Annotated in this window: 16 protein-coding genes and 1 pseudogene; 2 read left to right on the top strand and 15 right to left on the bottom strand. The window is 69.6% G+C overall.

The features are described from left to right. Window position 1: 1 nt before the first annotated feature. Genes WS89_RS06895 through WS89_RS06825 form a run of 15 tightly spaced genes read right to left on the bottom strand, consistent with a single transcriptional unit; the run spans window position 2 to window position 16,355 of the window. Entirely contained in the window at window positions 2-1,849 is a 1,848-nt protein-coding gene (locus WS89_RS06895; RefSeq protein WP_059790110.1) for an acyl-CoA dehydrogenase, read from the bottom strand. Continuing rightward, on the bottom strand, window positions 1,849-2,940 hold the full coding sequence (locus WS89_RS06890) for a hypothetical protein (protein WP_059790107.1): 1,092 nt from the start codon (window positions 2,938-2,940) through the stop codon (window positions 1,849-1,851). Before WS89_RS06890 ends, WS89_RS06895 begins: the two co-directional genes overlap by 1 nt. Beyond that, the gene (locus WS89_RS06885; protein ID WP_059790105.1) at window positions 2,937-4,520 is read right to left on the bottom strand and encodes an acyl-CoA ligase (AMP-forming), exosortase A system-associated; all 1,584 of its coding nucleotides are present in this window, start codon (window positions 4,518-4,520) and stop codon (window positions 2,937-2,939) included. Before WS89_RS06885 ends, WS89_RS06890 begins: the two co-directional genes overlap by 4 nt. A 20-nt stretch (window positions 4,521-4,540) precedes the next feature. Further along, window positions 4,541-5,716, bottom strand: coding sequence for a PLP-dependent decarboxylase (locus WS89_RS06880; RefSeq protein ID WP_059790102.1), 1,176 nt, complete (start codon window positions 5,714-5,716; stop codon window positions 4,541-4,543). Further along, window positions 5,706-6,695, bottom strand: coding sequence for a 3-oxoacyl-ACP synthase (locus WS89_RS06875; protein ID WP_059790100.1), 990 nt, complete (start codon window positions 6,693-6,695; stop codon window positions 5,706-5,708). Before WS89_RS06875 ends, WS89_RS06880 begins: the two co-directional genes overlap by 11 nt. Window position 6,696: 1 nt before the next feature. Continuing rightward, window positions 6,697-7,680, bottom strand: a complete 984-nt coding sequence (locus tag WS89_RS06870) for a ferritin-like domain-containing protein (RefSeq protein WP_059790097.1) — start codon at window positions 7,678-7,680, stop codon at window positions 6,697-6,699. A gap of 1 nt (window position 7,681) precedes the next feature. Then, entirely contained in the window at window positions 7,682-8,311 is a 630-nt protein-coding gene (locus tag WS89_RS06865) for a hypothetical protein (protein ID WP_059790095.1), read from the bottom strand. A gap of 1 nt (window position 8,312) precedes the next feature. Continuing rightward, window positions 8,313-9,188, bottom strand: coding sequence for a hypothetical protein (locus tag WS89_RS06860; protein WP_059790093.1), 876 nt, complete (start codon window positions 9,186-9,188; stop codon window positions 8,313-8,315). A 7-nt stretch (window positions 9,189-9,195) separates the two neighbouring features. Beyond that, window positions 9,196-9,450, bottom strand: a complete 255-nt coding sequence (locus WS89_RS06855) for an acyl carrier protein (protein ID WP_011350104.1) — start codon at window positions 9,448-9,450, stop codon at window positions 9,196-9,198. 58 nt (window positions 9,451-9,508) lie between these two features. Continuing rightward, a complete protein-coding gene (locus WS89_RS06850) occupies window positions 9,509-10,612 on the bottom strand; it encodes a hypothetical protein (RefSeq protein WP_059498687.1) in 1,104 nt (367 codons plus the stop codon). A gap of 13 nt (window positions 10,613-10,625) precedes the next feature. Next, entirely contained in the window at window positions 10,626-11,954 is a 1,329-nt protein-coding gene (locus WS89_RS06845; RefSeq protein WP_059790091.1) for a hypothetical protein, read from the bottom strand. Beyond that, entirely contained in the window at window positions 11,944-12,687 is a 744-nt protein-coding gene (locus tag WS89_RS06840) for an outer membrane lipoprotein-sorting protein (RefSeq protein ID WP_059790089.1), read from the bottom strand. Before WS89_RS06840 ends, WS89_RS06845 begins: the two co-directional genes overlap by 11 nt. After that, the gene (locus WS89_RS06835; RefSeq protein ID WP_059790087.1) at window positions 12,684-13,901 is read right to left on the bottom strand and encodes an ABC transporter permease; all 1,218 of its coding nucleotides are present in this window, start codon (window positions 13,899-13,901) and stop codon (window positions 12,684-12,686) included. The genes WS89_RS06840 and WS89_RS06835 overlap by 4 nt, the downstream gene beginning before the upstream one ends. Then, window positions 13,873-14,583: an ABC transporter ATP-binding protein gene (locus WS89_RS06830; protein ID WP_059498683.1), complete on the bottom strand. Its 711-nt coding sequence runs from the start codon at window positions 14,581-14,583 to the stop codon at window positions 13,873-13,875. Before WS89_RS06830 ends, WS89_RS06835 begins: the two co-directional genes overlap by 29 nt. Next, on the bottom strand, window positions 14,580-16,355 hold the full coding sequence (locus tag WS89_RS06825; protein ID WP_257128143.1) for a fatty acyl-AMP ligase: 1,776 nt from the start codon (window positions 16,353-16,355) through the stop codon (window positions 14,580-14,582). Before WS89_RS06825 ends, WS89_RS06830 begins: the two co-directional genes overlap by 4 nt. A gap of 430 nt (window positions 16,356-16,785) precedes the next feature. Between WS89_RS06825 and WS89_RS06820 the strand changes: the two genes are divergently transcribed. Beyond that, entirely contained in the window at window positions 16,786-17,733 is a 948-nt protein-coding gene (locus tag WS89_RS06820) for a fatty acid desaturase family protein (RefSeq protein WP_059790084.1), read from the top strand. 29 nt (window positions 17,734-17,762) lie between these two features. Further along, window positions 17,763-17,890 (top strand): annotated as a pseudogene (locus tag WS89_RS06815) (ferritin-like domain-containing protein); the annotation flags it as partial.

Below are 17,890 nucleotides of genomic sequence, written 5' to 3'. Positions count from 1 at the left end.
GTCATTCCGCCGCGGCGAGTTCGTCGCTGCTGACGCTGATCGCCGCGTGCGCCATCGCGGCGATCACGGCCGCGTGCTGGTCGACGACGGGCAGCACGTTCGCGAAGTAGTAGCGCGCGCTTTTCAGCTTGCCGCGATAGAACGCGAGCTCGGCCGGCGCGTCGGCCGTTCCGGGCGCATCGAGCCGGCGCGCGGCGATCGTCGCCGATTCGAGCAGCACCCACGCCGACGTGACCACGCCGAACATCTCCAGGAAGCGCGTGTAGAACTGGCTGCTGCGATGCGTGTGGCCGTCCTGCACGTCGCGCGCGATGTCGTCGAGCGCGGCGGCGATCCGGTCGGCGCCCGCGCGCAGCGCATCGAACAGCGGCCGCAGCTCCGCATGCGTGCCCGGTTGATGCTGATGGGCGAGGAACGCGTCGAGTTCGTCGCGGTAGTACTGGATCAGCCGCGAATGACGGCCGAAGCCGAGCTTGTCGCGCACGAGGTCCTGCGCCTGGATGTAGTTCGTGCCTTCCCAGATCGACAGGATCTTCACGTCGCGCGCGTTCTGCTCGACGGGGCTCGCGTCGGTGTAGCCGAGCCCGCCGTGCACCTGGATCGCCGTCTCGCAGATGCGCCACGCCTGGTCGGAAATGAATGCCTTGCAGATCGGCGTCAGCAGCAGTTGCAGCTTGCGATGGCGTTCGATCTCGGCCGGGTCGGCGTCGGGCGTCGCTTCGAGCATCGCCGCGCGCGTCGCGGTCGCCGCGAGCTTGCCGAGCAGCCCCCGGCAGCCGTCGACGCGGCTTTTCATGTCGACCAGCATGCGCTGCACGTCCGCGTGCTCGACGATCGCGACGCGCGCGGCATTCGTGTTCGATGCGCGCTCGATCGGCCGGCCCTGCAGCCGACGGCCCGCATACTCGACCGCATGCAGGTACGCGCTCGACGCGACGCCGACGCCGAACATCCCGGTGCTCATCCGCGCCTGGTTCATCAGCGGCATCAGCTGCAGCAACCCGACGTTGCGCCGGCCGCCGAGCAGCCAGCCCTTGGTCGTGCCGTTCGCGCCGAACACGAGGTGCGTGTTCGCGCAACCCTTCAGCCCCATCTTGCGCGGCAGGCCGATGCAGTCGACGTGGTTCGGTTGCAGCTCGCCGGTTGCCTCGTCGGGCCAGAAGCGCGGCACGACGAGGCACGACAGCGAGAACGAATCCGGCGACGCCGTGTCGATGCGGCCGAGCACGAAGTACAGCGTGTTCTCCGTCAGCTCGTGCATGCCGGCCGAGATATAGACCTTCTCGCCGTCGATCGCGTAGATGTCGCGTTCGAGCGGCGTCGCACGCAGCGCGACCGCGGTGAGGTCGGTGCCGGCCTGCGGCTCGGTCGCGCAGAAGCACGCATCCCAGCGGTACGCTTCGAGCGGCGCGACGAGCGCTTTCTGGTGCGGCGTGCCGTGCATCTGCAGCAGCTTGATCGCGGGGCGCGTGAAGCCGCCGTAGGTCATGAACGACGGATTCGCGCCCATGAACATCTCGTAGATCATCTGCGTGACGATCGGCGGCAGCCCGTGCGCGGTGCCGAACAGCGTGTTCGACCACTCGTCGCGAAAGCGCGCCCACAGCGCGTGGAAATGCGAAGGAATCCGTACCTGGCCGTCGTCGAGCAGCGTGCAGCCCTCGACGTCGGCCTGCTGGTAGCTGCGGCCGAGGTCGAGCGCGAAATCGCGTGCGCGTTCGAGCAGCGCATCCACTGACGCGCGGTCGTGCGCGCTGTACGGCCCATGTTCGAGAAAGTGCCGGTCGGCCTCGAACAGTTCCCACAGAAAGAAGCGCAGTTCGCGCAGGCTGACCTTGTATGCGCTCATCATGCGTCTCCTTCGATATCGAGCGCGGCGTCGAGGCCGCCGGCCAGATCGACGACGGCCGCGGCCGCCGCGCCGTGCAGCGCCGCATCCCACACGAGCACCGTGCGGCGTTCGCCTTCGTCCAGCGCGCCCGCGAGCCGGATCAGCGCGGCGGCCGATTCGGCGGACGACAGATGGCCCGATCCGTCGTGCTGGATGCGCGCGGCGACCGGAATCGACGCGGCGTCGGCCACGCGCGCCGCGAAGCCGGGATCGAAGCCGGGCGGCACGCACCAGTCGATCTGGCTCGCGCGCAGGTTGGCCTGCTCGAGCGCGCGGCGGATCGCGCGGGCGGCGACCGGCGCGAGCGTGTCGCGCAGCGTGACCGGCGCATCGGCCCACGGATCGTCGATCGACGGCCCGAATTCGAGCGCGACGGCCCGCACGCCGCCCCAGGCGGCCGGCTCCGGCGCCGGGCCCGCGCGCGAGACGAGCAGTGCCGCGGCCGCGTCGCCGTAGCCGACCAGGTCGCCGAACTGGCGGAAGAACGGATAGAGCCACTTGTCGCTGAGGATCACGAGCGCCTGGTCGCCTTCGTCGAGCAGCCCGTCGAGCAGCATCAGCGCGGAATACCAGCCGAGCGTGCCGTTCTGGCCGAGCGCGAACGGCGTCACGCGCTGCAGCCCGAGTTCGTACTGCATGCGGCCGACGACCGAGTCGCCGATGCCTTCGTTGAGTGCGCAGCTCGCGACGATCACGTGCGTCGTGCGCGCAAGCGCGCCGGAGCCGAGCTGATCGCGCAGGTCGAGCGCGGCATCGGCGGCCAGGTCGGCGAGGCTGCGCCCGGGCGGCGCGACGCGCAGCACGGGCCGGCCGCCCGGCGCGAGGCGCGTGCCTTCGTCGGGCGTCAGCGCGCCCGTGCCGCGCGGCCGCGCAAAGCGCGCCTGCGGCAGCAGCAGATGCCGGTAGCCGGGATGGCGCTCCTGCGCCTGGATCGCGCTGAACACGACGGCGGGCGGCAGCACCACGACGCCGCCGGACAACGCGAGCGTGCCGGGCGCGGCGACGCGGGGCGCGCCGATACAGGTTTCATCGAGCGTCGACAGGGTCATGCGGCGGTCTCCTCGAGGTTCGGGCGCGCGAATGCGTCGCGATACTGCGCTTTCAGCGCCGGCCGGTCGATCTTGCCGTTCGGGTTGCGCGGCAACGCCGGCAGCGGCTCGACGACGAGCGGGTTCATGTAGGTGGGCAACGCGTCGCGGCACGCCCGCGCGATGTCGGCGCGGCAGGCGGCGGCGTCGAGCGTCGACACGACGCACGCGGCGATCGCCTCGCCGAGCGCCGGGTGCGGCACGCCGAACACGGCGGCCTCGCGGATGTGCGGCAACGCGAACAGCACGTCCTCGACCTCGGTCGGGCTTACGCGATAGCCGGACGTCTTGATCATGTCGTCGCCGCGCGCGACGAAATACAGGTAGCCGTCCGCGTCGCGCCGCACGATGTCGCCGGACCACACGGCGACGTCCGGGCGCGGGATTTCGCCGTGCCGGCGCGGCAGCGGGCGAAACCGCTGCGCGGTCAGCTCGGGCCGGTTCCAGTAGCCGAGCGTGACGAACGCGCCGCGATGCACGAGTTCGCCGGGTTCGTCGGCCGCGCATTCGCTGCCGTCCGCGCGCAGCACGAGGATTTCCGCGTTCGGCACGGCCTTGCCGATCGAGGTCGGGCGCAGCGCCGCGTCGGCCGGTGCGAGGTACGTCGAGCGGAATGCCTCGGTGAGCCCGTACATCAGGTAGGGCGACGCATGCGTGAACAGCGCCTGCAGACGGTGCAGCAGCGGCGTCGCGAGATGGCCGCCGGTATTCGCGAAGCGGCGGATCCGCGTGCGCGCGGCGTCGCTCCAGCCGGCGGACGCGAGTTGCATCCACAGCGGCGGCACGCCGGTGATCGACGTGACGCCGAACGCGTCGCAATGGCGCGGCACTTCGGCCGGCTGCAGGAAGTCGAGCGGCGTATAGCACGCGCCGGACGCCAGCGCGGTCGTGAGCTGGCTCAGGCCCGCATCGAAGCTGAGCGGCAGCACGCCGAGCACGACGTCGTCTTCGGCGAGCCCCTGGTACGCGGCGACGCTGAACGCGCCCGACACCAGGTTGCGGTGCGACACGACGACGCCTTTCGGCTTGCCGGTCGAGCCGGACGTGTAGAGCAGCGCGGCCGGATCGTCGTCGACCGGGCGGCCGGCGGCGGCCGTTGCCGATGCCGGCGTGTCGGTGCCGGGCGAGTCGATCGCATCGGCCAGTGCCTCCATCAGCATCACGCGTTCGCCGACGAGCGCGGCGAGCGCCGGCAGGCGCTTGAGCCGCTGCGCGCCGGTCACGAACAGCGCGGCGCCGCTGTCGGCGACGATATGTTCGATCTGCGCTTCCTTCAACTGCGGATTGACCGGCACGAAGATCGCGCCGAGTGCGTTGGCCGCGAGCATCGCGACCACGGTTTCGATGCGCTTCGGCGCGTAGATCGCGATGCGTTCGCCGGGGTGCACGCCGCGCGCCGCCAGCACGGCGGCGGCGCGCCGGACCGCGCGGGCGAGCTGGTCGTAAGTCAGTGTGCCGCCGCCGTCGGCATACGCCGGACGCTGCGGCCAGCGCTGCGCGCCGTGTTCGAGCAGGTCGGCGATGCTGATCAATGCGTTCATGATCGGCTCCTCTGGAAGGTCTAGGCCGGCCGCACGTACACGTGCGCGGCTTCGTGGGACAGGAAATGCGCCATCGAGTACGTGCGGTGATACGCGCCGCACCGTGCGAACACGGCGATGTCGCCGACCTGGGGCGGCGCGCCCGTGTCGTCGCGGCCGATCACGTCCGCGCGGCTGCAGGTGCTGCCGACGTAAAGCGTCGGCACGCCGCGAGGCGCAGGCGCGGGTGCGCGGCGCACGAGCGACGGCACGGCCAGGCGGCGCATCACCGATTCGGTCTGCGCGAGCAGGAACGCATGCGACAGGCCGCCGTCGCAGACGGCGATCGTGCGGTCCTGCCACGCCTTCACCGCGACGACGCGCGTCGCGAACACGCCCGCATCGGCGAAGATCGCGCGGCCGGATTCGTGAGCGAGCGAATACCGGCCGGCCAGCGGCGCGAGCGCGGCGGCATAGCGTTCGAACGCGGCATCGCCCGGGTGATCGTCGGCAAAGCCGCCGCCGAGACTCAGCGCGCCGAGCGGCGCACCGTTGGCCGGCGCGAGATCGCGGGCCAGCGCCGCGAGCAATTCGGGCAGCACGAGCGTGTCGGGCTGCGTCGCGTCCTGGCGGATGAACGAATGCGGGCCGGAGAACACGTGCAGCCCGGCCACGGGCAAGCCGGCGGCCGCGAGCGTGCGCACCGCGTCGTGCGCCTCGTTCGGCATCATCCCGAAGTGGTCGTGCCACAGTGCCTTCGCGTGGACGCCTGCCAGCGCGCCGGCGTTCACGCGCAGCAGCACCGCGCCGGGCGTGCTGCCGCCGGCCGCCGCTTCGCGCGCGAGCGGCACGAAACGCGCGACCGCGTCCGGGTTGTCGAGCACGAAATGGCAGCGCGACGCGAGCCCCGCGCGCATGAACATCTCGTCCATCGACGGATTGTTCAGGTAGCGCGGCGTCTTGATCCGGCCGATCACCGCGTCGAGTTCGCCGCGGCTCGCGAGTTCGACGCCGTCCTCGTACGCATGCGCGCAACGCGCGAGCATGTCCTGGTTCGGGTTCGCCTTCAGCGACACGATCAGCCGCGTGCCGAGCCGCGCCTTCAGCGACCGGTAGCGGGCGATCGCGACGTCCGGCTCGTACACGTAGCACGGCGTGCGCAGGTCGGCGATCCATGCGTAGTCGCCGGCGGGCGGAAGCGGGCGCTCAGGCGTCATGGCGACCTACCGGATGAAGCGTGGCGGCTGCATACGCGCCGCAGTTCGACTGCATCACGCCGAGCACGCGCCGGCCGCGCGCGAGTGCATCGAGCCCCACGTCGGCCAGGTTGATCGGAAAATCCGAACAGCACGCGTGGCCGCGCGCATGGATGTTTTCCGCATACAGCCGCTCGGCCGGCACGCGCATCGCGCGGCACAGCGCGTTCCAGCCGGGCAGATCGGCGTTGTGCGGCAGCACGAGATCGTATGCGTCGAGCGCATGCGGCTCGAGCGCGACGGCCGCGTCGATCGCGCGGCGCGTGTACGGCCACTCCATCATGATCAGGTCGGCCTCGTTCGCGGCGACGGTGTCCGACCCGCGATGCCATTTCGCGTGCGTCTCGATCGCGATGCCGCCGAGCCGGTTCTTCGTGCTGTTGCGTGCGATCAGCATCGCGGCCGCGCCGTCGCACTGCACGCCCGTCATCTGCCGCATCCGGTAGTCCTCGCCGTACACGCGGTCGGACGACACGACGAGCGCCGCATCGAGCTGCGGATGCCGGCGCATCAGCGCGCGCACGGTTTCGATGCCGGCCGCGACCGACACGCAGTTCAGTTGCGCGACGGAGCCGATCCACAGCGGCTCGATGCCGAACTGCGCGGCCACTTCATGCGGCAGGCTGCGCGGCGCCGGCGGCACGCTGAACTGCTGCGTGTGCACGTGCACGATCGCGCCGACGTCGGACGGATGCACGCGCGCGGTGTCGAGCAGCCGGCCGACGGCCGTGATCGCGAGTTCGGTCTCGCTCGTGTCGAGCGCCATATGGAAATAGCGGCTGCCCGACTGCGCGATCGCGGCCGCCCGCTGCGCCGGATAGTCGCGCTCGGCGGCCCAGGCCTCGATATCGACGGGCGGGCCCGGCAGCTCGTAGGCCACCGCGTCGACGCCGATCCAGAAGCCGGCGTCGCGGGATGCGTGGGGGGAGGGCATCGTCATGTCAGTTGAGCGGCATCGCCGCGTAGTCGAGGACGTCGAGCTTTTCGAAGGTCGCCTGCACGGTCGGCGTGAGCAGGCCCATCTCGCGGATCGTCGGCACGAGGCGCCGGAAGATCGAGCGGCGGATCGAGCTCGACACCGGAGATTCGCGCACCATCGCGCTGCATTCGCGCTTCGACAGCCCCATCGGTTCCCAGATGTCGTCCGCGCACAGGTGCTCGTACAGCACGGCCGCGCCTTCGCAGATGAATTCCTCGCGCTCGCGCAGCTCGTGCGCACTCATCTCCGCGTACACGCGGCACAGCGTGATCCGGCCGACCGCGAAGTGACGCGCCTCGTCGCGCTGGATCCGCAAGAACAGGTCCTTGACGAACGGATCGGTGCTGTACGCGACGACGCTCTGGAAGATCGACAGCGCGATGCCCTCGACCAGCACCTGCATCCCGAGGTTCGTCATGTCGAGCGCGCTGCTCGTGATCGTGTCGTGCAGCAGCCCCTTCAGCGAGCGGCTCATCGGGTAGCTGACGTCGAGCTTCTCGTTGACGAGCTTCGCGTACGCCTCGACGTGGCGCGCTTCGTCCATCATCTGCGCGGCCGCGCACAGCCGCGCGCTCATGCCGCTCTCGGCCGACGCGAGCTTCGACGCGCAGATCAGCGCGGCCTGCTCGCCGTGCAGGATCTGCGACAGCAGCCAGCCCTGCGCGTGATGGCGCACCTCGCGCTTGTCGGCGTCGGCGAGCTTGCCCCACAGCTCGGTGCCGTAGATCAGGAGCGTCGGGTCGGGCATGCCGAGGGGATTCGCCGGGTCGAGGTCGTGGCGCCAGTCGACGTCGGTCGCGACATCCCACTGCGCGGCCTTCGCCTTCTCGTACAGCCGGTTCAGCGCCTCTTCGCGCAGCGCGTAGTCGTTCGACATCAGCGCGTCGACGGGCATCGACCAGCGGATATCGGCCGTGTCCTGCATCACGGTAAGCGTGTCATTCATATCAGGGTCTCCCCGGCCGCGCGGCGGCGCCGGAATGTTGGGCGGAATCGATGAACGGAGCGGCGGCGCGCGACGCACCCGGGTGCGGGTCGAGCCGGATCGCATAGGCCGGCCACGCGCCGCGCAGTTGCGCGTCGAACGCATCGGCGAGACGCGCGGGCCAGATCGCGCAGCACACGCGGTTGTCGCCGGCGAATTCCGCATCGCGCAGGATGCGGTCGCCGATCCAGACGACCGGCGCGCCGCGTGCGGCGTCGCGCAACGCTTCGTCGTACAGGTGCACGCCGAGCAGCACGTGCGGCGCGAGCAGTTCGGCAGGCAGCGCGCCGAAATACGGCGCACAGACTTCGATGAACAGGCGCGCGTCCGGGTGCACGGCGCAGCGTATCCGCGCCGTGATTTCCGCGAGGAATGCGAAATACTGAACGTGGTCGAGCAGCACGCGGCGTTCGCCGGCGGCCACGTCGTACGTATTGCCGGCGTCATACGCATCGCCGGCCGCTTCCGCGAGCGCGGCGCGCGCATAGTCGGTCGGCGTGTCGAGCGGCATCCGGTATGCGCTGGCCGCGACCGCAACCGGCTGCCGTGCGTCGCGCGCAATCCGGTACGTGAAGTGAACGGGCCGCACCATGTCACGCCTCGCCGTCGAGAGAGAACGTCGCGTCCGGCGCGAACGCGACGTCGGCGATCGCGTAATAGCCGTTCAGCGCGAGCGAGCAGACGGCCGCGCGGCGCGGCGTGTCGCCGTCGCGGTGCGCGAGCAGCACCGACAGCCACGGGTCGCTGCCGAACGCATGACCGAACAGGCCGTGGCCGTCCGGCAGCAGCGGCGTCTTGCCGACCGACGCGAGCAGTGCGCGGCGCGACGTGGCCGGAAAGAACGGCAGCGCCGCATGCAGCCCGGGGCGCACCGCGCAGAACGTGCGGATGTCGCGACCGAGCCGCACGACCGCGCTGGCCGGCGGCGCGGCGTCCGCGACGACCGACTGCGCCGGTTCGCGACCGACGTCGACGAGCAGCGTGCAGACGCCGAAGCCCGAGCGTCCCCAGGCGGGATTGCCGTGCCAGTACGTATAGCCGTGCACGTCGATGTCGACGATCTGCAGCAGCAGCGTGCGCGGCCCGGTCTCGGCCGCGGTCGCGAGCGTGCGGCGCAGCACGTAGCCCCAGCCCGCGCACTCGTACGAGCACGTCATCCAGTCGGGCGTGTAGTCGTTCGTACCGGCGAGCGCCTGCGCGAACACGCGATGCTGCGGCGAGTCGTTCATCAGCAGCATCGACAGGATCGTCGAGCTGACCACGTAGTCGTCCGCGGCGATCGCGCCGCACAGTCGCTCGCGTTCGGCACACGCCAGTGCGCCGATCGCGCGGGCCGTGTCGTCGAGCGGCACGGCCGCGCCGTCGCGCGACGGCGCGACGCGTCGGTACGCGAGCGCCTGCACGGTCAGCGCGGTCGCCGGGGCCGGCCGGACGACGGCCGCCACCGCGGGGGCAAGGGGCGCGAGCATCGCCGTATCAGGCCGCGTGCTGCTGGCGGCGCAGTTGCGCGTCGAGCTGCTGCAGCGTCGTGTATTGCGTGATGTTCAGCGCTTCCGGATCGATCGAACCGTAAAGCTGTTCGCAGAACACGATCAGCTCGACGATGTTCAGCGAATCGATGCCGAGTTCGCCGATGCCGGCGTCCGTGTCGACGGTTTCGACGTTGAGGATCTTCGCGACTTCGCGGGACAGGATGTCGAGCGCGTCGGCCGGAACGTTCTGGGTCGTCATGAGGGGAGCTCCTGAAGTTGAGTTGGATTGATCGGGATCGATCGGCCTGTCGCGTGGGTCAACTGCCGGCTTCGCAGCGCAGGCTCTTGCGAAGCTCGTGATAACAACGGTACGAACTGCCTTCCATCTTCGAAAACGCCAGCAGATCGCGCTGGTCGTCGAACAGCGGCACCTTGCCGTCGCGGACGAGCGCGCTCAGGAACTCGTTCGACAGCAGCTTGATCGCGAGCACGCGCTGCACCTTGCCGAAGCTGTAGTGCGCGTCGTCGGTCTGGTTGCGCGCGGCGTCCGCGATGAAGCGGTGCACCGCGCGTGCGTCGGCGTCGAGCTCGACGCGGCCGGTCCGTTCGAGCCAGCCGACGTGCGCCATCAGCGCGCGGACGAAGTACGGCCGCACGACGGTCAGGTATTTGTTGAACACGGTCGGGCCGCCGATCCGCAGGCGATCCTCGGCGGCGATGCGTACCTGGCCGGCGACGTTCGCGAGCTGCAGGTTGCCCGCGAGGAACGGCGCGCCGCAGGTCGCGCGTGTCAGCTTTCGGTACTCGTCGGGCCACACGAGATAGGCGGCCGGGAACATCACACCCGGCAGGCGTGCCGCCACGACGGCCATGCAGTCGCGGTGCGCCTCGATGCCCCACACCTTGTCGACCGTGAGCGCGAGCCCGTTGTCGTCGCTGCGTACGACGGTGCGCCAGGCGGCGAGCGTCGGGCCGCCGCCGTCGCTCATCAGGAACGCGAAGTTGTGGCCGGCGTCGATGCACTCGCATGCGCGGCGGTTCTGGTCGTCCGAGAAGAACAGCCCGAACATGATGCGGATGAACGCGCGCATGAACGGCTTGAACAGGTGATGAAACCCTTCGCGACCGATCTGTTCGAGCAGCGCTTCGGTGAGCGGCGCCTCGTCGTGCCGAAGCGGCGTCGACGCGGACGCGTCGGGCAGCACGTCCGGTGTGGACGCACGCAGCGCGATCACCATCTCGCTGTCGAGCAGCCGCACGGCGGCGGCTTCGACCAGCCGGGCCGCCGCACGCGGCGGGGCGCCGATCGTGTCGAGGTTGTCGAGGTGGCGCAGCACCGGATACGCGGCCTGGTCGGCCACGCGCAGCAGCGGCGGAGAGGGCGGCGTGGCGGTCGAAGCGGGAACGGAAAGCGTGGACATGGCAGGGTTCCTGTCAGAAACGCACGCGCACGGCGGCGTCGATACGGGTGCCGAGACCGACCATCCGGTACTCGGACTGGCTGTCGGAGAATGCGCGCGTGACGGCGACATCGACGCTCACGCGCTTGTTCACGTCGGCGACGACCTGCGCGATCGCGAGCAGGCCCTTGTCCTGCGGCGAATAGACGCCGCGCAGCGAATACTCGACGCGGCCGATTTTCTTGCCGAGCCGCGCGAACAGGTAGTCGCGCAGGCTGCCGTCGACGCTCACGAAGTTGGCCGTGCCGCCGAGGCCGGCCAGCGCGGCGCCGGGCGCGACGGGCAGCAGCGCGTTGTTCGCCTGCACCGCGCCGACCATCCGGCGCCACTGGCTGGCGTCGTAACGCGCCTCGTCGTGCGACCACTCGACGATCAGCGACAGGTTGCCGGGCAGCGCGCTCTGCATGCCGACCGCGCTGCGCCACATGATCTGGCGATCGTTGCGGCGATCGATGGCGTCGTACGCGGCCGCCGAATCGAGCGGCGTGCCGTCCGCGACGAAGGCCGGCAGCGGTCGCGTCGTGCCGCGTTCGAGCCAGGCGCCCGCATAGACGGTGTTCGAGCGCGCGACGTCGAACGACAGCGTCGCGCCGGCGCCGCCGTGGCCCGCGTGACGGCCGGCGAGCAAGGCGGCCGAGCCGCCCGACCAGTTGTATGCGCCGCGCACGAGCTGCGTCGCGCCTTCGACGTCGCGGTTGTCGACGTCGTTGCGCAGCGTGCGGTTCTCGCCGGCGATGAACTGCAGCGTGGTTTGCTCGCCGGCCCATTTCGCTTCGACGAGCGGCGTGCCTTCGACGTCGCCGTAGCGGTCGTAGATATCGGCCGTCGCGGCCCGTTTCTGGAAGAAGCCGAGCGGGAAGAACGCCTGCGACGTGTCGAGCGCGTCGATCCGCTTGCCGGCCGTGAGCGTGATGCCGTTGTCGAACGCGTAGCGCACGCCGGCTTCGTTGAAGCGGCTCGCTTGCGCGCCGAGCGAATGATTACTGGCGACGACGCGCGCGTTCGCGAACAGGTTTTCGCCGTCGATGCGTGCGAGCAGGCCGGCTTCCTGCAGATTGCGCGGCGAGTCGCCGATCAGGCGGCCGAGCAGCGCACGGCCGTCCATGCTGTCGACGGAGCGCGCGTAGCCGATACCGTTGAGCGTGCCGAGCTGGTCCATCAGCGATTCTCCATGCGCGAGCGTGCAGCCGAGCGCGAGCGGGATGGCGAGCGCGATACCCGGCCAGTTGCGGCTGGCCCGGCCGGACGATGAACGGAGGCGGTCACGATGGGCGTCGGCATCGGCGTCGTACTCATTGACCATCGGCGAGCGTGTCGGGGTTGAACCAGCCCGACGGAATCTTGCGCGGCTGGCCGTCGAGGATGTCGACGACGCTCGCGCGCTGCTTCTCGACCTCGTTGCGATACGTGATCTTGCGGATCACCTTGCGGCCGTTCGCGTCGACCGGCGCGGAAAAATCCGCACTGCGAAACAGCAGGCCGCTCGCGAGGAAGAACTGCGCGCGCACCGGCACGTCGGTATCGGGCGTGACCCACAGCTTGATCGTCGGGTAGACGTTGTCGGGGTCGGTCGCGGTCAGGTCGAGCTCGGTGGCCGGCTTGCCGTCGATCGGCGTCGTGCCTGGAGCCTCCGTCGCGCGGTAGCTGTCCGCCCAGTGCGTGCGCGTGATGTCGCTGATCACGACTTCGCCTTGCAGTCGCTGCATCCCGTTGATGCGCACCGCGCTGCGCGTGTTCGGCACATAGAACCAGTGCCCGCGCGTGGTCGCGAGGTATTTCTGGCCGTCGTTCTCGCCGCTGCGCGTGAGCGCGAGCGTGTCGCCGTTGCCGCGCGTGTAGACGAGATAGCGGGTCGCGTCGCCGGATTGTCCGCCGACTTCGTTGGTGATCCGGATGTTCGTCTGCGTGTCGGCGGCCGTGCTGCGGTAAGCGTCGGCGCGGGCGAGCATGGTCTGGGCCGTCGGCACGTCGGCTGCGTGGACGGCGAGCGGCGCGCAGGCGACGAGCGCGGCGAACGTTACGCGAATGCGGTTCATGGGGCGAGTCCTTCGAGGATGTTGCGTTTCGCGAGCCCGAGCGTCGCGAGCAGTGCCGCGGCCACGCCGAGCACGACGAACACGGCTTCGACGGCGGCCACGGCTGCGGGCGACACGGTGAATTCGAGCAGGATCGGTTTCACGCGACCGGGCGGCGCGGGCAGGTGGATCTGCGCGTGATTGAGCGCGACCATCGTCAGCAGCGCAAGCGCGATGCCGGCGGCCGCGCCGAGCAGGCCGAGCAGCGCGGTTTCCTGGATCAGCACGCCGCGCACCGTGGCGGCCGGCACGCCGAGCGCGCGCAGCGTCGAGATCTCGCGGCGCCGCTCGACGATGCTCATCAGGATCCAGTTGCTCATCGACAGCAGGATCGTCACGCAGAGGATCGCACCGAATACCGAGAACTGGTTCTTGTACAGCGCGACGACCTGGTGATAGAGCGACACGAGCTGGTCCCAGGTCCGCACGTCGAGCGTCGGCAGCGCGGCGCGCAGCGTCGCGGCGGCGGCTGGCGTGTGCGCGGTATTCGACAGGAACACCGCGATGCGCGACGCGCGGTCGGTGCGCAGCAGCGCCTGCGCGGCCGTGAACGTCACGTCGACGATCCGTTCGTCGACGTCCTTGTTGCCGGTGCTCATCACGCCGACGATCTGCGCGTCGGTCGCGTTGATGCCGCCGTGCGCGGTCGACGCCATCAGTTGCACGACCGAGCCGACGTGCACGCCGAGCTTGCGCGCGAGCTCGGCGCCGACGACGACTTCGGTGCCCGCATGCGTCGGCGACAGATAGCGGCCCGACAGCACCGTGTGATAGTCGAAGAAGCCGGGCGGCTCGCGGTTCGGCTCGATCCCTTCGCCGACGAAGCCGTAGCTCAGATCGCCGTTCGATACGAGCCCGTCGAAGTCGATGCCGCGCGCGGTCGTCGCGACGCCGGGCAGCGCGGCGATCGCGCGCGTCGCGGCAGCCTGCTCGTCGGCGGTCAGCCCGTACTGCAGCGGCCGTTCGCCGATCAGGTCGAGATAGCCGTGATGCAACACCTGCACATGGCCGACGCCGCTGTCGATCGACCCTTCGCGCACAGCGTCGAACGTCGCGATCACGTAGCCGAGCGCGAGGCTCGACGCAAACGCGGCGACGCCGATCATCGCCATCGTCAGCACGGTGCGGCGCCGGTTGCGCCAGAGGTTACGCCACGCAAACGTCGACCAGTTCACGATTCACTCCCGGTACGCCGTCGCGCATCTCGATGCGGCGCGGCAGGTGCGCGCACAGACGATCGTCGTGCGACGCAATCAGAAAGGCGGTGCCCAGCGTGCGGTTGGTGTCGAGGATCAGCTCGGCGACCGCCCGCGCGTTGGCGCTGTCGAGGCTCGCGGTCGGCTCGTCCGCGATCACGATCGCCGGCTCCTTGGCGAGCGCGCGGGCCAGCGCGACGCGCTGCTGCTCGCCGCCCGACAGTTCGCCGGGGCGGTGTCGTTCGCGCGCGGCAAGCCCCACCGCGTCGAGCATCGCGCGGGCGCGTTCGCGCCGCGTGCGCGGCGTGCCCCACGCGAAGCAGCCGAGCTCGACGTTCTCGAGCGCCGACATCACCGGAATCAGGTTGAATTGCTGGAACACGAAGCCGATGCGTTCGCGGCGAATCCGTTCGAGCGTGTCCGGCGCGTCGTCGATCCGGCGGCCTTCGAGCCAGCGTTCCCCGCTGCTCGGCACGTCGAGAAAGCCGGCGAGGTTGAGCAGCGTGCTTTTGCCGCTGCCCGACGGGCCGACGAGCGCGACGACGTCGCGCCGGCCGATGGAGATCGTCGCGCCGCGTACGGCGACGACGCGGCCCGCGCCCTCGTACACGCGGGTGACGTCGCGCAGTTCGAGCACGGGGCCAGGCGACGCGGCCGTCATGCGAATGCTCCCTGGCCCGTTTCGACGGCGGCCGACGCGGGAATCACGGGCAACGCGCCGTTCGCATAGAGATCGCGACACTTCAGGCGCTGCAGCTTGCCGCTCGTCGTGCGCGGCAGCGAGCCGGGCTCGACGAAACACAGATCCTGCGCGGCGAACCCGATGCGCGACGCGAGCAGCTGCTGGCACTCGGACCGCGTTTGCGGCGTGGCGTCGACGGGCCGCGCCTCGATCGCGACGACCAGCCGTTCGGTGCCGGTTTCCGGATCGGGCAGACCGAACGCGATGCACGTGCTCTTGCGCAGCGCGCCGTGCGACGCCAGCGCTTCCTCGATCTCGTGCGGAAAATAGTTGCTGCCGCGAATGATGATCACTTCCTTCTTGCGGCCGAGGATATGCAGTTGGCCGTCCGCGACGTAGCCGATGTCGCCGGTGCGGAACCAGCCGTCGGCCGTCAGCGGCGCGGCGATCGTGCCGTCGTCGGGGTTCAGGTAGCCGAGCATCACCGACGTGCCGCGGATCGCGACTTCGCCGACTGCACGGTTCGGCAGCGCGTGGTCGCCGTCGTCGAGGATGCGGAACGCCATTCCGTCGATCGGCGTGCCCATCGCGAGCACCGTTTCGGTCTCTGCTTCGGTATCCGTCTCGTGGCCGTCGTTCGCGGCGGCCGGCTGCGCGTCGCGGCGCTCGATCAGCGCGCGCCGGTCGAGCGTGTCGGCGATCACGTACGGTGCGCCGTCGACCGCGCCTTCGTGCCATGCACGGTGCATCGATACCGCGAGCGTCGATTCGGCCATCCCGTAGCACGGTTGCAGCGCCGACGCCGCCAGGCCATACGGCGCGAACGTCGCGGCGAAATCGCGCAGCGTCGCATCGTCGACGCGTTCGCCGCCGATGAAGATATTGCGGCACGCGGACAGATCGACGCCGTCCATCGCGGCGGCGTTGAAGCGGCGCACGCAATAGCGCAGCGCGAAGGTCGGCACCGACGTCGTCGTCGCGCGCACCGACGCGATGCGCTTGAGCCAGCCGAGCGGATTCCGGATGAAGCTGTTCGGCTGCATCATCAGCAGCGGTGCGCGGTAGTGGAGGTTCGACAGCAGCGTGAGCAGCCCCATGTCGTGATAGAGCGGCAGCCACGATGCGGTGCCGTCGCCGGCCGCGATATCGAAGCGCACCGACCCGCCGATGCCGAGCACGTTCGCGATCACGTTCTCGTGGCTGAGCACCGCGGCCTTCGGATGCGACGTCGAACCTGACGTGAGCTGGACATGATGCGGATCGCGGCCGCTCTTCGCGCTGATCAGCGCTCGCGTGCCGGCATCCGCGGCGCTCGACAGCATCGCGAGATCGACGACGCGCGTGGACGCCGCGGGAAACGCCGCATCGTGCCAGGCCGCGGCCTGCGCATCCGCGGCAACGACGATGCGCGGCCGGTACAACTCGCACGCGACGTCCGCCACCTGCCGTCCGGCCGTTGCACGCCGCGCGGGAACGGGCACGGTGCAGGGCAGCGCGCCCGTCATCACGCAGGCCATCATCGCGACCGCATGCTCGACCGACGCGGGCAGCGCGAGCATCACCAGATCGTTCTCGCGCACACCGAGCTCGCGCAGCGCACCGGCCTGGCGAAACACCTCTTCCGCGAAGCGCCGGTACGTGATGCCGGCTTCGTGGCCCGCGTCGTCGACGAACGTCATGCGATGCATGGCGCCCGCGACGTCCTCGAGCGATTCGATCAGGCGATGAATGGTGGATGCGTACTTCGTCACGAGGGTTCTCCCCTTGAGGAACACGGCCGCTCGCGCCACGGTGCCGGCGGCGCCGTTCGTCGAGTGAGGTGGATTCTTGCCGGATCGATCCGCTGCGACAAACGGAATCTATGCAGGCTATGCATGAGCGGAGCGCATCCACGAAGGCCGGCGCAGGTTCCTTATTCGCGTGATTAGCGTGCTCGGGGCGCAAGGTGACTGGTCGGTCTCATTCGACCGGTCGTCTAGTTCACGATGTGGTTCGCTCATGCGCAGGCGTCATGCAATGCGTTCGGAAAATTCGCTTGTCCGAAACATCGACTCACAGAAGAATTGCATCCCGGCAGCGCGCCAGCGTCGCCGCGTCATCGTGCCGGGCAGGGTCCGGCTCAAGGAGAGCGTCTTGTCCGTCACCTCATCGCTTGTTGCCCGCTCGAAACCGGTTGCAGACATGAAGAGCCGCCCGAGCGGCGTGGTCTTCTCGCTGAAGCTGGCGGTGTACGTCGCGCTCGTCGCGCACGGGATGATGTTCGCGCTGTCGACGCTCGTGATCGTGAAGATCGTCGGCATCCTGCTGATCGGCGCGATGTATGCGCACGGCGTCGAGCTGCAACACCAGGCGCTGCATTACCAGGGGTTCCGCAGCAAGCGCCTGAACATGGTGTTCGGCGTGCTGCTCGGCATGCCGATGCTCGTGTCGTTCCACGCGTACCAGGACAGCCACCTGCGCCATCACCGGTTGCTCGGCACACCGGAGAACAAGGAGTTCTTCGACTACGGCGACCAGTACGGCGCGAGCCCCGTCGTCAATGTGGGGCTGTGGGCGTGGCGGCTGTCGATGGCCGCGCACTATATCCAGTTCGCGAAGAACGTCGCGAAGCTCGTCGTGCCGGGCGCGCGCTTCGGCGACAACGCACTCGTGTCGCGTGCGATCCGCCGCGACTATCTGCTGATGGCCGCGGCGATCGCGCTGCTCGCCGCGCTGTCGTTCGCGCTGCACACCTGGTTCGCCGTCTGGGTGTGGGTCGTGCCGCTCGTGTGCGTCGCGGCGCCCGTGCATGCGCTGGTCGAGATGCCCGAGCACTACCGCTGCGACCTGACGAGCACCGACCCGTTCCGCAACACGCGAACGATCGAGAGCAACGCGTTCATGACATGGTTCACGAACGGCAACAACTATCACGTCGAGCATCACATGATGCCGAGCCTGCCGATCGAGCGGTTGCACGACCTGCATGGCGCGATCGCGCCGCGCATCCGCTATTACCACCGCACCTATCGACAGTTCTACTACGCATTGCTGCGCGGCCGGCTGTCGCCGCGCTCGGTGGACGACGATCGGGACGACCGCGAGCCCGATGCCGAAGCGGTCGCGCCGGCGTCCACGCAATCGGCGTGACCGCCGATGCCGAATGCGTTGCGACGACGATGACGACGATGCTCTATCCGGAACTTTTCAGATCGCTCGAAGCTGTCCGCTGGGACATGGAGAAGGACATTCCGTGGGACAGGTTCGACGCTTCGCTGCTCACCGACGAGCAGGCGAAGACGATCAA

The sequence above is a fragment of the Burkholderia sp. MSMB1072 genome, from assembly GCF_001524725.1.
Classification (GTDB): Bacteria; Pseudomonadota; Gammaproteobacteria; order Burkholderiales; family Burkholderiaceae; genus Burkholderia.
This window is presented reverse-complemented; position numbering and strand designations above follow the sequence as displayed.

Coding starts and splice junctions, on each gene's coding strand:
- WS89_RS06895 (WP_059790110.1), bottom strand. CDS start 1,849: ATGAGCGCATACAAGGTCAGCCTGCGCGAACTGCGCTTCTTTCTGTGG.
- WS89_RS06890 (WP_059790107.1), bottom strand. CDS start 2,940: ATGACCCTGTCGACGCTCGATGAAACCTGTATCGGCGCGCCCCGCGTC.
- WS89_RS06885 (WP_059790105.1), bottom strand. CDS start 4,520: ATGAACGCATTGATCAGCATCGCCGACCTGCTCGAACACGGCGCGCAG.
- WS89_RS06880 (WP_059790102.1), bottom strand. CDS start 5,716: ATGACGCCTGAGCGCCCGCTTCCGCCCGCCGGCGACTACGCATGGATC.
- WS89_RS06875 (WP_059790100.1), bottom strand. CDS start 6,695: ATGACGATGCCCTCCCCCCACGCATCCCGCGACGCCGGCTTCTGGATC.
- WS89_RS06870 (WP_059790097.1), bottom strand. CDS start 7,680: ATGAATGACACGCTTACCGTGATGCAGGACACGGCCGATATCCGCTGG.
- WS89_RS06865 (WP_059790095.1), bottom strand. CDS start 8,311: ATGGTGCGGCCCGTTCACTTCACGTACCGGATTGCGCGCGACGCACGG.
- WS89_RS06860 (WP_059790093.1), bottom strand. CDS start 9,188: ATGCTCGCGCCCCTTGCCCCCGCGGTGGCGGCCGTCGTCCGGCCGGCC.
- WS89_RS06855 (WP_011350104.1), bottom strand. CDS start 9,450: ATGACGACCCAGAACGTTCCGGCCGACGCGCTCGACATCCTGTCCCGC.
- WS89_RS06850 (WP_059498687.1), bottom strand. CDS start 10,612: ATGTCCACGCTTTCCGTTCCCGCTTCGACCGCCACGCCGCCCTCTCCG.
- WS89_RS06845 (WP_059790091.1), bottom strand. CDS start 11,954: ATGGTCAATGAGTACGACGCCGATGCCGACGCCCATCGTGACCGCCTC.
- WS89_RS06840 (WP_059790089.1), bottom strand. CDS start 12,687: ATGAACCGCATTCGCGTAACGTTCGCCGCGCTCGTCGCCTGCGCGCCG.
- WS89_RS06830 (WP_059498683.1), bottom strand. CDS start 14,583: ATGACGGCCGCGTCGCCTGGCCCCGTGCTCGAACTGCGCGACGTCACC.
- WS89_RS06820 (WP_059790084.1), top strand. CDS start 16,786: ATGAAGAGCCGCCCGAGCGGCGTGGTCTTCTCGCTGAAGCTGGCGGTG.